This is a genomic window from Xanthomonas nasturtii (assembly GCF_001660815.1).
GTDB lineage: Bacteria > Pseudomonadota > Gammaproteobacteria > Xanthomonadales > Xanthomonadaceae > Xanthomonas > Xanthomonas nasturtii.
This window is the reverse complement of the sequence record NZ_LYMI01000026.1, coordinates 17,838-31,788: the sequence shown is the minus strand read 5'-3', so window position 1 is coordinate 31,788 and position 13,951 is coordinate 17,838. Positions and strand designations below refer to the sequence as shown.

The 13,951-nt window shown below is 67.6% G+C and carries 10 protein-coding genes; 5 read left to right on the top strand and 5 right to left on the bottom strand.

Annotated elements, in window-relative coordinates; genetic code table 11:
- Positions 1-189 precede the first annotated feature (189 nt).
- The 3 genes from A7D16_RS11200 to A7D16_RS11185 all read left to right on the top strand — a co-directional run bounded on the left by A7D16_RS11200 (position 190) and on the right by A7D16_RS11185 (position 6,974).
- Positions 190-4,170 carry a non-ribosomal peptide synthetase gene (locus A7D16_RS11200; protein ID WP_064632670.1) on the top strand — a complete coding sequence of 1,327 codons (3,981 nt, stop codon included), beginning with the start codon at positions 190-192 and terminating at the stop codon, positions 4,168-4,170.
- Positions 4,163-5,506, top strand: a complete 1,344-nt coding sequence (locus A7D16_RS11195; RefSeq protein ID WP_064632668.1) for a glycosyltransferase — start codon at positions 4,163-4,165, stop codon at positions 5,504-5,506. The genes A7D16_RS11200 and A7D16_RS11195 overlap by 8 nt, the downstream gene beginning before the upstream one ends.
- Positions 5,507-5,846: 340 nt before the next feature.
- Positions 5,847-6,974, top strand: a complete 1,128-nt coding sequence (locus A7D16_RS11185) for an acyltransferase family protein (protein WP_064632664.1) — start codon at positions 5,847-5,849, stop codon at positions 6,972-6,974.
- A gap of 265 nt (positions 6,975-7,239) precedes the next feature.
- Here A7D16_RS11185 and A7D16_RS11180 read toward each other — a convergent pair whose 3' ends face one another.
- The 5 genes from A7D16_RS11180 to radC all read right to left on the bottom strand — a co-directional run bounded on the left by A7D16_RS11180 (position 7,240) and on the right by radC (position 12,111).
- Entirely contained in the window at positions 7,240-7,995 is a 756-nt protein-coding gene (locus A7D16_RS11180) for an SDR family NAD(P)-dependent oxidoreductase (protein ID WP_064632662.1), read from the bottom strand.
- 33 nt (positions 7,996-8,028) lie between these two features.
- Positions 8,029-8,580 (bottom strand): hypothetical protein, encoded by a 552-nt coding sequence (locus A7D16_RS11175; protein ID WP_064632660.1) that lies wholly within the window; start codon positions 8,578-8,580, stop codon positions 8,029-8,031.
- 6 nt (positions 8,581-8,586) lie between these two features.
- On the bottom strand, positions 8,587-9,474 hold the full coding sequence (locus A7D16_RS11170) for an SPOR domain-containing protein (protein WP_064632657.1): 888 nt from the start codon (positions 9,472-9,474) through the stop codon (positions 8,587-8,589).
- 183 nt (positions 9,475-9,657) lie between these two features.
- Positions 9,658-11,346 (bottom strand): arginine--tRNA ligase, encoded by a 1,689-nt coding sequence (gene argS / locus A7D16_RS11165; protein ID WP_064632655.1) that lies wholly within the window; start codon positions 11,344-11,346, stop codon positions 9,658-9,660.
- An 87-nt stretch (positions 11,347-11,433) separates the two neighbouring features.
- Positions 11,434-12,111, bottom strand: coding sequence for a RadC family protein (gene radC / locus A7D16_RS11160; RefSeq protein ID WP_064632727.1), 678 nt, complete (start codon positions 12,109-12,111; stop codon positions 11,434-11,436).
- Positions 12,112-12,207: 96 nt separating this feature from the next.
- On the opposite strand from radC, the gene coaBC reads away from it, so the two are divergent.
- Both coaBC and dut read left to right on the top strand, forming a co-directional pair.
- On the top strand, positions 12,208-13,479 hold the full coding sequence (gene coaBC / locus A7D16_RS11155; RefSeq protein WP_064632653.1) for a bifunctional phosphopantothenoylcysteine decarboxylase/phosphopantothenate--cysteine ligase CoaBC: 1,272 nt from the start codon (positions 12,208-12,210) through the stop codon (positions 13,477-13,479).
- A complete protein-coding gene (dut, locus tag A7D16_RS11150) occupies positions 13,476-13,943 on the top strand; it encodes a dUTP diphosphatase (protein WP_064632651.1) in 468 nt (155 codons plus the stop codon). The genes coaBC and dut overlap by 4 nt, the downstream gene beginning before the upstream one ends.
- Positions 13,944-13,951: the final 8 nt, after the last annotated feature.

Below are 13,951 nucleotides of genomic sequence, written 5' to 3'. Positions count from 1 at the left end.
ATGGTGTGCGTTGCTTCGCTGGGCATCTTTAATTGTGCGTTTCCATCGTGTATTGCCGGCACTCGCTGGTAGTCGGCGGTGTTTCTTACCTCTCATTTTCTTAGGCCAGGTGCTGATTCGGCGTTCATTGACCGCATGACGGTCAAGGTGCATCGACGGACTGCGCGCCACACCAGAAGGATGCACGCAATGCACGCTGACGCCTCTCCTGTTTTTCCTTTGACCAAAGCGCAACGCGGCCTGTGGGTGGCCAGTAAATTGCACACCGACAACACGCTGATGTTGTCCGAGGCGCTGGAAATGTTCGGCCCGCTGGATCCCGCGTTGCTGATCCGCGCCACCTTGCAGCTGGCGCGCGAGTTCGACACCTTGCGGCTGTGCATCGTCGAAGAAGACGGGGCGCCGCGGCAGGTGGTACTGCCCGAGTACACCGCCCCGGTGCCGTATTTCAACGTCAGCGAAGATCCTTCGCCGCGCAATGCTGCCGAGCATTGGGTGGATGAAGAGATCCGCAAGCCGGAGGACCTGCACAACGGGCCGTTGTGGCATTGCGCGGTGTTCCGCCTGGGCGAGGATCACCACATGTGGGTGCAGTGCGTCAGCCATCTGGTGATGGATGGCTATTGCGCATCGATCATGATGCAGCGCATGTCGGTGCTCTATAACGCCTACGTGACCAACGTGGAGCCCGAGCCTGCGCAATACGGCAGCGCGCTGTCGCTGATCGAACTGGAGCAGCAGTACCGCGAGTCCGATCGCTTCCAGCGCGATCGCACCTACTGGATGCAGCAATTGGCCGATCTGCCGCCGCCGGCCACGCTGGCGCGGCCGGGCAATCATCTGTCCACCGGGTTGTTGCGCGGCACCGGGCAGTTTTCGCCGCAGCAGGTGGTGCGTTTGCGCGCGTTGGGCAAGGAGCACGGCGCCAGCCTGCCGCAGATGCTGATCTCGCTGATTGCCGCGTACTACTACCGCTGCACCGGTGCCGAGGATCTGGTGCTGGCCATGCCGGTGACCGGCCGCATCAATGCGCGCTACCGGCAAACCGCAGGCCTGGTCGCCAATGTGGTTTCGCTGCGCCTGAAAATGGATCCGCAACAGCCGATCCACAGCCTGTTCGCGCAGGTCTCCTCGGTGGTGCGGCATGCCTTGCGCCATCAGCAGTATCGTTTCGAAGATGTGCGCCGCGACCTGGGCATGTTCGGCATCGAGCAGAAATTCGCGCGGCTGGCAGTGAACATCGAGGCCTTCGATTACACCTTGCGTTTCGGCGAGGCGTACGCGGTGCCGCACAACCTCTCCAACGGCCCGGCCGACGACCTGACCATCTTCTGCTACGAGCGTGGCGATGGCGCGGCACTGCGGTTCGATCTGGATGCCAACCCGGCGTTGTACGACAGCGATGAGCTGGCCGAACATTGCCGCCGTCTGACCCATCTGGCCGAGGCGGTGCTGGCCGACCCGGAATGTGCGCTGGGCCAGGTCGATGTGCTCGGCGACAGTGAGCGCCGACGCCTGCTGCACACCTGGAACAACACCGCAGCGCCGCTGCCGGAACCGGCCACGCTGTTGCATGGCATGCTGCAACGTGCCGAGGTGATGCCCGCCGCGGTGGTGGTGCAATACGACAACCGCACGCTGGATTACGCCACGCTGTGCGAACTCGCTTCGCGTATCGCTGCGCAATGGGTGGCCGATGGCGTGGGCCCTGGCGATGTGGTTGCGGTGGCCTTGCCGCGTAGCGAGCAACTGCTGGTTGCGTTGCTGGCGGTGATGTGGAGCGGTGCGGCGTACCTGCCGCTGGATCCGGAAAGCCCGGCCGCGCGCAACCGCCAGATGCTCAACGATTCCGGTGCGATCGCCCTGGTGTGCGAACCGGCCTTGTGCGAGCGCTACCTGCTCGGCGGCATGGTCTGGCTGGATCCGCGCCCGGCCGTGTTGCCGGAAGCGATCGCACCGCTCGCCACACCGGACGGCACCGCCTACGTGCTGTACACCTCCGGCTCGACCGGCGCGCCCAAGGGCGTGGAAATCAGCCACCGCAACCTGTTCAATTTCCTGCATGCGATGGAGCACGAGCTGGCATTGCGTCCGCGCGATCGTGTGCTGGCAGTCACCACCATCACCTTCGACATCGCCGGGCTGGAGTTGTATCTGCCGTTGCTGGTGGGCGCGCGGGTGGTCATCGCACCGGCCGGCATCACCCACGACCCGCGCAGCCTCGCGCGCCTGATCGCGCACGAACAGATCAGCGTGGTGCAGGCCACGCCATCGCTGTGGCGCATCCTGCTGGCCAACCAGGATCTGGCGCTGGATCGCATCCACGCGTTGATCGGTGGCGAAGCGCTGGTGCCGGAGCTGGCCACGCACTTGCTGAGCCGGGTGGGGCGCCTGACCCAGTTGTACGGCCCCACCGAAACCACCATCTGGTCCACCATCATGCCGTTGCAGCTGAGCGATGCCGGCGCACCGCCGATCGGCAGGCCGCTGCTCAATACGCGCGTCTATGTGCTGGACGCGCAGCGGCAACCGCTGCCGACCGGTGCGATCGGCGAGTTGTACATCGGTGGCGCCGGCGTGGCCAAGGGCTATCGCGGCAAACGCCAGCTGACCAGCGAGCGCTTCATGCGCGATCCGTTCGCCGACGATGGCAGCAGCATGTACCGCACCGGCGACCGCGTACGTCAGCGGTGCGATGGTCTGCTGGAATTCATCGGGCGCGCCGATGCGCAATTGAAGATCCGCGGCCATCGGGTGGAGCCGGCCGAAATCGAAAACGCGTTGCTGCTGCATTCGCAGGTGGCGCAGGCGGTGGTGGTAGGCCACAGCGATGGCGATCACGCCTTGCAGTTGCTGGCCTATGTGGTGGGCAAGCACGGCAGCACGCCATCGACCGAACTGCTGCGCGCGCATCTGCAGCAGCGGTTGCCCGCATCGATGATTCCCACCCTGTGGGTGCCGCTGGCGGCATTGCCGCTGACCTCCAACGGCAAGCTGGATCGGCGCGCATTGCCGGCGCCCGGTGCGCTGCCGCAACGCGCGCACCTGGCGCCGCGCGATGCGCTCGAACGCCAGCTGGCGGCAGTGTTGCAGGACGTGCTGGGGATCGAAGTGGTGGGCGTGGACGACAACTTCTTCGAACTCGGCGGCGACTCGCTGCGTGCGGCGGAAATGGCTGCGCGTTTCCCGCAGCTGTTCGGGGTGGAATTGCCGCTGGGTACGCTGTTCCATGCGCCGACGATCGCCGGCCTGGCCGAGGTGATCAAGCGCAGCGCGCACACGCCCAACGACCCGTTGAGCGTGCTGCTGCCGCTGCGTGCGGGCACGGACGGCATCACGCCGCTGTTCTGCATCCACCCGGTGGTCGGGCTGGGCTGGTCGTATCTGACCTTGCTCGGTCAGCTGGATCCGCAGTGGCCGGTGTATGCACTGCAATCGCCGGCATTGAGCGACCCGCAGCATCGCCCGGAAAGTATCGAGGCGATCGCGCGCGACTACCTGGCGCGGCTGCGCAGCGTGCAGCCGGCCGGGCCGTACCGGTTGCTGGGGTGGTCGTTGGGCGGGCTGATCGCGCACGCCATGACCGCCGAGTTGCATGCGCTTGGAGAAGAAGTCGAGTTGCTGGCCATGCTCGACAGTTACCCGCATCTGGAGCAGGCCGCATCGCTGCCGGAATCGGAGAACGTGCGCGCCTCGGTGCACGCGCTGGGCCTGCATCCGGCACCGGGCCAGCCGATGCCGACCACGGTGGCCGAACTGGCCAGCCTGCTGTGCGCGCACTACGGGCTGGACGATCTGCCCGCGGTGCGCCAGCTGCTCGAACAACGCCCCACGCTGCTGGACGATATGGGCGGTATGACCCAGCATCACCTGCAGCTGGCGCGGCGTCATCGGCCCAAGCCGCTGGACCAGGACGTGCTGTTCGTCGAAGCCAGCGTGCGCATGAGTTCCGGCGGCGATGAGGCGGTGTGGGTGGATTACCGCCCGCAGGCCTGGCGCCCATACGTGCGCAACCTGCACCTGCACGCGCTGGACAGCGATCACCATTCGATGCTGTCGTCGGCGCATTCGGCCACGCTCAGTGGTTTGCTGCATGCAGCCACCGCGCAAGCCGCGCAACGCAGCGGCAGCATCGCCACCGCCAGCGACGGGGTGGCCGAATATGCCTGAGTCTCTTGCTGGCATCACGCCCACCCGTCCGGTGGTGATCGCCACCCTGGGCACCCACGGCGATGTGCGGCCGATCATCGCGTTGGGCCGCGGCCTGCAGGCGCGCGGCTACCCGGTGCGGGTCCTGACCAGCAGCAATTTCGAAGCGATGATCCGGGCCAACGGGCTGGAATTCTTCCCGCTCAGCGGCGATCACCAGAAGCTGCTGCAGGGCAACCCGGAGGTGGCCGAGATGCGTGGTGGCTGGCGCGGCATCTGGGGCACCTTGCGCGCGCAGCTGCTGAGCTGGGCACGCGACTGGGCCGAGCAGGGCCGCGCGGCCTGCGCCGATGCCGGTTTGATCCTAGGCGTGGGCAGTGCGAGTTTTCTGGCGCATAGCCTGGGCCAGGCGTACGGCGTGCCGGTGGTGTTCGCGCAACTGCAGCCGCTCACCGCGTCGCGCCATCTGCCGTTGATGGTGATGCCCAGCGTGCGTCTGCCGGGGCGGGTGAGCGTGGCGCTGCATCACCTGGTGCGCTTTGCCGGCTGGCAGCTGCTGCGGCCGGCGCTCAACGACATCGTGCGCCCGGCACTGGGGTTGCCGGCGTATCCCTGGACCGGCCCGGATCGCAGTGCGCTGCGGGTGATCTATGGCTACAGCGCGCAGCTGTGCCCGCGCCCGCCGGATTGGCCGCCCAGCGCGCAGGTTTGCGGGTTCTGGCAACTGCCGCAGCCGCAGTGGCAACCACCGGCGGCGCTGCAGGCGTTTCTGCAGGCCGGCCCGCCGCCGCTGTACATCGGCTTCGGCAGCATGACCAGCAGCGATGCGGCGCAGCTCACTGCCACGGTCAAGGCGGCAGTGCGGCTGACCGGGCAACGCGCCTTGCTGGCCAGCGGCTGGGGCGGGCTGGCGGCCGGGGAGAGCGCTGCCGACGAGGATGCCGAGCGCTTTTTCAATCTGGAACAGGCCCCGCACGATTGGCTATTCCCGCGCGTGGCGGTGGCGGTGCATCACGGCGGCGCCGGTACCACCGGCGCGGCGCTGACGGCCGGGGTGCCGTCGGTGGTGTTGCCGTTCGGCTACGACCAACCGTTCTGGGCGCATTGCCTGGCCCAGCGCGGCATTGCGCCGCCGGCGCTGGCGCGGGTCGGGTTGCAGCCGGAAACCCTGGCCGCCGCCATCCAGCAGGCGAGCGCGCCGGCCATGCGTGCGGCTGCGCGCGCGCTCGGTCAACGCATCCGCGACGAAGACGGTGTACGCAATGCGGTCGATCAGCTGGAAGCCTGGCAACTGCTTGCACCGGCTGCAGCGCTGCCAGCAGCGATCGCACGCACTGAACAGCACGCTGTCGCGTAACGGATCGAGCAATATGCCGTTGCGTAAGCGTGGGGACGCTGCGGATCAGGCCGCAGCGTTCGCAACGTGCAGTGCAGCGTCTAGCGCGGCACTGCGTGGTTGGCGGCGGCATGCGAGTCGGCGTGCGCGCGTCGCAATCGCCGCCGTTGTAATGCGCCAGCAGCCAGGCACAGGGAGGGGACGCAGCTGCGGTAGCAGTGCGGCATGCTGGTGATTGGCCGCATCGGTTTCGATGTCGGTTTTAATCGCGATCGCAATCGCGCTGCTACGCAGGCCCAGCAACGCGCTGCGCGCCATCGGCATACGGCACAATCGGGCTCCCTCGGCTGCTCGCGCCCGCATGCACTATCGCGCTCTGGACCTGTTGCGTGGGATCGCCATCGTCTGGGTGATGCTGTTCCATTCGTTCGTGGTCGGCGGGCTGGGGCCGGACTGGGCGTGGCTGTCGCGCTACGGCTGGATGGGCGTGGACCTGTTCTTCGTGCTGAGCGGTTTTTTGATCGGCACACAGGTGCTGACTCCGCTGTCGCGCGGCAAGCAGTTGGACTTTGCCGATTTCTACCTGCGCCGTGCCTTCCGCATCCTGCCGGCGTTTTTGGTGGTGCTGGCGATATATATGGCATGGCCGGGTTTCCGCGAGTCGCCCGGGCTGGCGCCATGGTGGATGTTCGTCACCTTCAGCTTGAACCTGTTCGTCGATTACGGCGAGCAGGCCGCGTTTTCGCACGCCTGGTCGTTATGTGTGGAAGAGCATTTCTATCTGGTGTTTCCACTGCTGGCGACGTTGCTGTTGCGGCGCCCATCGGCCAAGCGCGTGGTCGCGGTGTGCGTTGCGGTAGTTCTTGCCGGCATCGCCTTGCGCACCAGCGTCTGGCTGCACAACACGGCGCTGGATCAACTCGGCGGCGGGCAGCAGCGCAACTGGTTTGTCGAAGACATCTATTACCCCACCTGGAACCGGCTGGATGGTTTGCTGGCGGGTGTGGTGCTGGCGGTATTGAAGGTCTTTCGCCAGCATAGCTGGCAGTGGCTGCAGCAGCGCGGCAACACCTGGGCGCTTGCCGGCGTGGCCGTCCTGGCGCTGGCGATGTGGTTGTTTCGCGAACGCACCGGTCTGCTCGGCAACGCGGTGGGCTGGCCGGTGCTCTCGCTCGGGCTGGCGTTGCTGGTATTGGCGGGCACTGCGACCGGCAGCGCACTTGGCCGGCTGCGCGTGCCGGGCGCTGCGTGGCTGGCGGCGATGTCCTACAGCGTGTATCTGACCCACAAGGCGATGTTCCATGTGACCCAGAGCTGGTTTGGCGCCACGCTGGACGGCCGCGGCATCCTGGCATTTGTGGTGTATGGCGTGGTGGCGCTGGCGGCGGGTGCGTTGCTGCATTACGCGGTGGAGCGCCCGTTTCTCCAGCTGCGCGGTGTGCTGCTACGGCGACGTGCAGCTGCGCGCAGTGATGCCGAGCTGGCGTGATGCGGTCAGTGGCTGGTGAGTTCACTCAAGTCTTCGGTGCGCTAGTGGCCACACTGCCCGGGTCGTGGGCGTAGCTCGACGACGCGTTGTACGTGCTGGTTGCAGTCCATCCATCTGACGGGCGGAACCGAAAAAGAAAAAGCCGCGCAGTGCGCGGCTTTTCGATGTTCCGTTGGATGCGGCGTATGGCTTGCGCGGTGCATCACACCGCGTAGCTCGCAGGTTGCGCGCTGACCGTTTGCAGCCGCCTGTCAGGCGTACTGCCTCATTGCGCGTCGCGCGCCACCTGGAACCCGGCGAACGATTGCGTCACCGGCATGATTTCCAGCCGGTTGATGTTCAAGTGCGCCGGCAGGCTGGCGACGTAGAAGATCTGCTCGGCAATGTCGTCGGCCGTCATCGGGGTGGCGCCGCGGTACAGCGTGTCCGACGCGACCTGGTTGCCACCGGTGCGCACCAGGGTGAATTCGGTTTCGGCCATGCCGGGTTCGATCGAGGTCACGCGCACGCCGGTGCCATGCAGGTCCGCGCGCAGGCCCAGCGAAAACTGCTGCACGAAGGCCTTGGTACCGCCGTAGACGTTGCCGCCGGTGTACGGGTAGGTCGCCGCGACCGACGCGATGTTGATGATCGCGCCGCGGCGCGCGATCAATGCCGGCAGCAGGCGGTGGGTGAGCGTGACCAACGCAGTGACATTGGTGTCGATCATCTGCTGCCACTGGCTCAGGTCGGCCTGCTGCGCGGGCGCGGTGCCCAGTGCCAGGCCGGCGTTGTTGACCAGCACGTCGATGTCGGCGAATGCGGCCGGCAATGCATCGATCGCGGCGGACAAGGCCTGCGCGTCGCGCATGTCGAACGCGGCAGTGTGCACCTGCCCGGCAGGCAGTTCAGCAGCCAGCGCCTGCAGGCGCTCGGCGCGCCGGCCGGTGGCGATGACCTTCCAGCCGGCGGCGGCGAAGCGGCGCACGGCGGCGCTGCCGAAACCGGAGGTGGCACCAGTGATCAGGACGGTCTTGGACATGCGGAACTCCAGGGGGACGGGGGCATTCAGGGTTCAATGCAAGGCGGTTTCAGAGCGCAGGGGGGGCGGACTTGCCATTGCGGCACGCCGCGTACGCAGCATCTCTTCGGTCAAGCTCTCGCGCGAGACGACATGGCCACGGCGCAGCCGCAGCACCACGTAGGCGCCTGCTGCGTGCGTGGCAGTCGTCGCGGTGGACGGCAGCTCGACGATGACTTCGCCATCCATCCACACGGCCGGCACTGGCGCTGGCTGGCCGGGGAACAGGACGTCCAACGGCAAGGTCGGTGGCGTATCGGCGCAGGCGCCCAGCACGACGCGATCGAGCACCAGCTGCTGTGCGTCCAGCCGCCAGTCCGCGCGATAGCCGCGCCAGTTGGCGCTGCAGCTGCCCATCGCACTGCGTGCGTGCGCCGCGAAGCGCTTCCAGGTGGCCGGGTCGTCCAGGGGCCCGGACAGCGGTTCGGCCAGCAACGTCGCCTGCTGGCCGTCGATCTGGATGCGGTCGGGAATCTGGTCGGTGGCCTGCGCCGGGCCGGCCCACGCCAGCACGCCCAGCAACACGCCAGCGCAGGGGCGCATCACGCGCGCTTACTGCGCCTTGATCGCAATGGCGGGCAGGCCACTGCCGGTGAGCTTCTGCTTGGCTTCGGCCAGTTCGCCGGCGCTGCCGTAGGGCCCCATGCGCACGCGGTAGACCGTCTTGCCGCTGATTTCGGCCGATTCCACGCGTGCGGCCAGGCCCATCATCGCCAGCTTGGCCTTGGTCGATTCGGCATCGCCGGAGGCGCCGAACGAGCCAGCCTGCAGGATGTAGCGGGTGTTGTCGGTCACCGCCGCTGCAGCGGGCGAGGGCGCAGCAGCCGAAGGCGTTGTCGCAGGCTTTGGCGCCGTGGCCGCTGGCGTGGTGATGGCCGCAGTACCGGCCTGCGCCGGGGTCGCAACTGGCCGTGCCGGAGCGGTTTCCGGCAGCGGCTTGGGCGCGCTGGCGGCAGATTCGTTCAAGGGTACCGGCACGCTTGCGGCCGGCGTCGCAGCGGCGACGCTTGCGGCCGCACCGGGTGCCGGTGGCACCGGCTTGCCTTCCAATGCCGCGCGCGCACGCGCAGCCTCTTCGGCGCGCGCGCTGGCAGCCAGTTCGGCGTCGGACATCTGCACTTCCTTGCCGGGCAGCAAGGTGTAGAAGTCGTACTGGGTCTGCGCATTGCCGGGTTTGCCCTGCGGCTTGGGCGGCTGCGCGCTGGGCTTGGGCAATTCGGCCGGCGTATCCACGTCGGCATCGGCCACCGGCTCGGGCTGCGCATCCGGGTTGGCACGCGGGCCCACACGCAGGAAACCGTCGCCGTCCTTTTTGAACAGGTTGGGTGCCGCCAGGAAGATCACTGCTGCAATCGCGGCGCCAGCCACCAGCCACACCCAACCTGGGGTGCCATTGCTGGTGTTGCGTCGGGCCTGACTTTTACCGCGTCGTGCTGCCATCTACCACTTCTCCGAATCGTGTCGTTGCGAGCCAGCTGGCCCGACTTGCTGCGGCGATCAGCGCTGCTGCACTGATCGCCCGGTGAGCGCCGGCAGCGCCCCAGGTGGCGCTCACCGGGCATTCGCCACGGCGCCATGCACTGTGCCAGCTGCCTGCGTTGGCTCCCTGACGCTGCCGCGCGATTACATCTTTTCCGGAGCGCTGACGCCGAGCAGTTCCAGGCCATTGGCAAGCACCTGCTGGGTGGCGACGGCCAGGGTGAGCTTGGCGTCGCGCTCGGCGGCATCGTCCACCAGCACCTTGCTGTTGTGATACCACGTGTGGAAGGCATGCGCCAATTCACGCAGGTATTGCGCGATCTGGTACGGCTCCAGCGCCTGGCCGGCGATTTCCACAACCTCCGGGTAGCGCGACAGCTCCAGCATCACGGCGAGCGAATGCTCGTCGTCCAGGCGTGCGAGCTCGGCCAGGCCATGGGTCTGATCGTACTTGTAGCCTTTTTCCTGCGCCTGGCGCAGCACGCTGCACACCCGTGCATGCGCGTACTGCACGTAGAACACCGGGTTGTCGTTGCTCTGCGCGCGCGCCAGATCGATGTCGAAGGTGAGCTGCGAATCGGGCTTGCGTGCGATCAGGAACCAGCGCACCGCATCGGCGCTGGTTTCTTCGATGAGGTCGCGCAGGGTGACGTAGCTGCCGGCACGCTTGGACAGCTTCACTTCCTCACCGCCACGCATCACCGTGACCATCTGGTGCAGCACGTATTCCGGCCAGCCCTGCGGGATGCCCAGCTCCATCGCCTGCAGGCCGGCGCGCACGCGCGTCAGCGAGCCGTGGTGGTCGGCGCCCAGCTCGGTGATGGCGCGCTCGTAGCCGCGCTGCCACTTGGTCAGGTGATAGGCCACGTCCGGCACGAAGTAGGTGTAGGTGCCGTCGGACTTGCGCATGACGCGGTCCTTGTCGTCGCCGAAGTCGGTGGACTTGAGCCACAACGCGCCGCCTTCCTCGTACGTATGCCCGGAAGCGATCAGCTTTTGCACCGCTTCTTCGACCTTGCCGTCCTTGTACAGCGAGCTTTCCAGGAAGTAGATATCGAAATCGACCCGGAACGCGGCCAGGTCGTGGTTCTGCTCGTTACGCAGATACGCCACCGCGAAGCGGCGGATCGATTCGAGATCGGCTGGATCCTTGGTGCCAGTGACCAGATGGCCTTCCAGGTCGACGCTGTCGCCGGCCAGGTAGGCGTTGGCCACATCGGCGATGTAGTCGCCCCGATAGCCGTTTTCCGGCCAGCCGTCGCTGTCGGGGGTGAGCCCCTGCGCGCGCGCCTGCACCGACAACGCCAGGTTTTCGATCTGCACGCCGGCATCGTTGTAGTAGAACTCGCGCTTGACGTTCCAGCCATTGGCATCGAGCACGCGCGCCAGGCTGTCGCCGATCGCCGCGGCGCGGCCGTGGCCGACATGCAGCGGGCCGGTCGGGTTGGCCGAGACGTATTCCACGCCCACCGAGCGACCATTGCCGGCGAGCCCGCGGCCGTAGTCGTGGCCCTGCTTGATCACATGCGCCACTTCGCGCTGATACGCGGTGGCGGCCAAGTGGAAGTTGATGAAGCCGGGGCCGGCGATTTCCACCTTGGCCACGTCCTCGCTGGCCGGCAGCGCGGCAACCAGCGCCTGCGCCAGCGCGCGCGGATTGCTGCGCGCGGCTTTGGCCAGCAGCATCGCGGCGTTGGTGGCGAAGTCGCCGTGCTCACGGGTCTTGGGTCGCTCGACCACAAAGTCCGGCGGCAGGGTGTCGGCAGGCAGGGTGCCGTTGGCGCGCAAGGCTTCGATGCCTTGGCCGATCAGTGCGCGGAGTAGGGCTTTCACGTGGGATCTGCTTGGAACCAAACCCGCGATTTTACCCGACCACGCGGCCCGGGGTCCGGCCGATGGTTCAGGTCAGCGCGACGCCGGTCATTCCAGCCAGCCGCGCTCGGCCAGCGAGACGGGGCGTCCATCGCCGATGACGAAATGGTCCAGCAGGCGGATGTCCACCAGATCCAGGCCGTCCAGCAGCCGTTTGGTGACCGCACGGTCGGCCTCGGACGGCTCTGGATTGCCGGACGGATGGTTGTGCCCGACGATCACCGCCGCCGCGTTGTGCAGTAGCGCCCGCCGCACCACTTCGCGCGGGTGGATGTCGGCGCCGTCGATGGTGCCGGTGAACACCTCTTCGAAGGCGATGGCGCGGTGGCGGTTGTCCAGGAACAGCACCGCGAACACTTCGTAGGCCCGCGCGCGCAGCCGCTGCGAGAAATAGCGGCCCACGCTTGGCGGGTCGCTGAGCGCTTCGCCGCGTTCCAGCGCGCTCATCAGGTGGCGGTGGGCCAGTTCCATGGCCGCAGCGAGCTTGCAGGCCGAGGCCGGGCCCAGCCCGGGCAGGCGCGAAAGGGTCTTGGCCGGGCGGTCCAGCAGCAGGCGCAGCGGGCCGTGCCGGTGCAGCAGGTCGCGCGCGGTCTGCACCGCGTCCTGGCCGCGCAGGCCCGAGCCGACGAAGATCGCCAGCAGCTCGGCATCGGAGAGGGCAGTGGCCCCGCGCGCCAGAAGTTTCTCGCGCGGGCGTTCGTGGGTGGGCCAGTCGTGTATGTGCATATGGCCAGATTGCCGGTGCTCATCGCGCACGCCCATCAGGCCAAGCGGGGGCATCGGCTAATCTAGTTGTCCTTGTAACCGTAGGACGACCCCGACGTGATCGGCTCCACTCAGGCCCGCCCCCTGGACGGACAGCGTTTGCTGCTGTGCGTCGGCGGAGGCATCGCCGCTTACAAATCGCTCGAACTGGTCCGTCGCCTGCGCGACGCCGGTGCGCAGGTGCAGGTCGCCATGACCAGCGGCGCGCAACAATTCGTCACCCCGCTGAGCTTCCAGGCGCTGTCCGGGCAACCCACCCGCACCACCCTGTGGGACAGCGCCGCCGAGCAGGCGATGGGCCATATCGAACTGGCGCGCTGGGCCGACCGGGTGATCGTGGCCCCGGCCACCGCCGACCTGCTGGCGCGCCTGGCGCACGGGCTGGCCGACGACCTGGTCACCACGTTGTGCCTGGCCACGACTGCGCCGCTGACCGTGGCCCCGGCCATGAACCATCGCATGTGGCTGCATCCGGCCACGCAGGCGAACGTGGCGACATTGCGCGCGCGCGCGGTTGCCGTGGTGGGCCCGGACGATGGCCCGCTGGCCGAAGGCGAGTCCGGCCCCGGGCGGCTGGCCGAGCCGGCGGAGATCATTGCCGCGTTGGCTGGCGGCGCCCCCGTGAGCGCCGCTCCAATCGGCGCCAGCGGCACGGCTGCGCCGGCGTTCGTGCCCAGCAGCGCGCAGTTGGATGGCCTGCGCATCGTGATCAGCGCCGGCCCCACCTTCGAAGACCTGGATCCGGTGCGTTACGTCGGCAACCGCAGCAGCGGCAAGATGGGCTACGCCCTGGCCGCCGCAGCCGCCCGGCAGGGCGCCGAGGTGGTGCTGGTCAGCGGGCCGGTGCACCAGACCACGCCGGCCGGCGTGCAGCGCATCGACGTGCGTTCGGCTGCGCAGATGCGCGATGCGGTGCTGGGCGCATTCCCGGCCGACATCTACATCGGTGCCGCCGCGGTGGCCGACTACACCCCCAAGCGGGTGGTCGCGCAGAAGATCAAGAAGACCGGTGAGACGCTGACCCTGGAACTGGTGCGCACCCCGGACATCCTGTCCGAGGTCGCCACGCAGACCGGCGCCTTGAAACTGGTGGTCGGTTTTGCTGCCGAAACGCACGACGTGGAGCACTACGCGCGTGGCAAGCTGGCGGCCAAGCGGCTGGATCTGATCATCGCCAACCAGGTGGGCATCGAAGGCGGCGGCTTCGAAAGCGACAACAACGCGGCAACGGCCTATTGGCAGGGCGGCGAGCGCGCGTTTCCCAGTAGCAGCAAAACCGAACTGGCCGACCAACTGCTGGCCCTGATCGCGGAGAGATTGCAGGCATGAGCACCCCAACCCAGTCCTTGCAGGTGAAGTTGCTCGACCCGCGCTTTGGCGATCTGTGGCCGTTGCCGGCCTATGCCACCGAATCCAGTGCGGGCATGGACCTGCGCGCCGCGCTGGAAGCGCCGATGACGCTGGAGCCGGGCGATGCGGCGCTGATCCCCAGCGGGATCGCGATCCATCTTGCCGACCCGCAGCTGTGCGCAGTGATCCTGCCGCGCTCGGGCCTGGGCCACCGGCACGGCATCGTGCTGGGCAACGGCACCGGCCTGATCGATGCCGATTACCAGGGGCCGCTGCTGATCAGCACCTGGAATCGCGGCCGCGCCGCCTTCACCATCGAGCCGGGCGACCGCATCGCGCAGTTGGTGATCCTGCCGATCGTGCGCGTGGGCTTGCAAGTGGTGGATACTTTCGTCGACAGCGCGCGGGGAGCGGGTGGATTCGGCCACACCGGCGTGCGCTGACGGGGGGA

Bases quoted from the DNA above. Each gene is read 5' to 3' on its own strand.
- A7D16_RS11200 (WP_064632670.1), top strand. From the start codon at position 190: ATGCACGCTGACGCCTCTCCTGTTTTTCCTTTGACCAAAGCGCAACGC.
- A7D16_RS11195 (WP_064632668.1), top strand. From the start codon at position 4,163: ATGCCTGAGTCTCTTGCTGGCATCACGCCCACCCGTCCGGTGGTGATC.
- A7D16_RS11185 (WP_064632664.1), top strand. From the start codon at position 5,847: ATGCACTATCGCGCTCTGGACCTGTTGCGTGGGATCGCCATCGTCTGG.
- A7D16_RS11180 (WP_064632662.1), bottom strand. From the start codon at position 7,995: ATGTCCAAGACCGTCCTGATCACTGGTGCCACCTCCGGTTTCGGCAGC.
- A7D16_RS11170 (WP_064632657.1), bottom strand. From the start codon at position 9,474: ATGGCAGCACGACGCGGTAAAAGTCAGGCCCGACGCAACACCAGCAAT.
- radC (WP_064632727.1), bottom strand. From the start codon at position 12,111: ATGCACATACACGACTGGCCCACCCACGAACGCCCGCGCGAGAAACTT.
- dut (WP_064632651.1), top strand. From the start codon at position 13,476: ATGAGCACCCCAACCCAGTCCTTGCAGGTGAAGTTGCTCGACCCGCGC.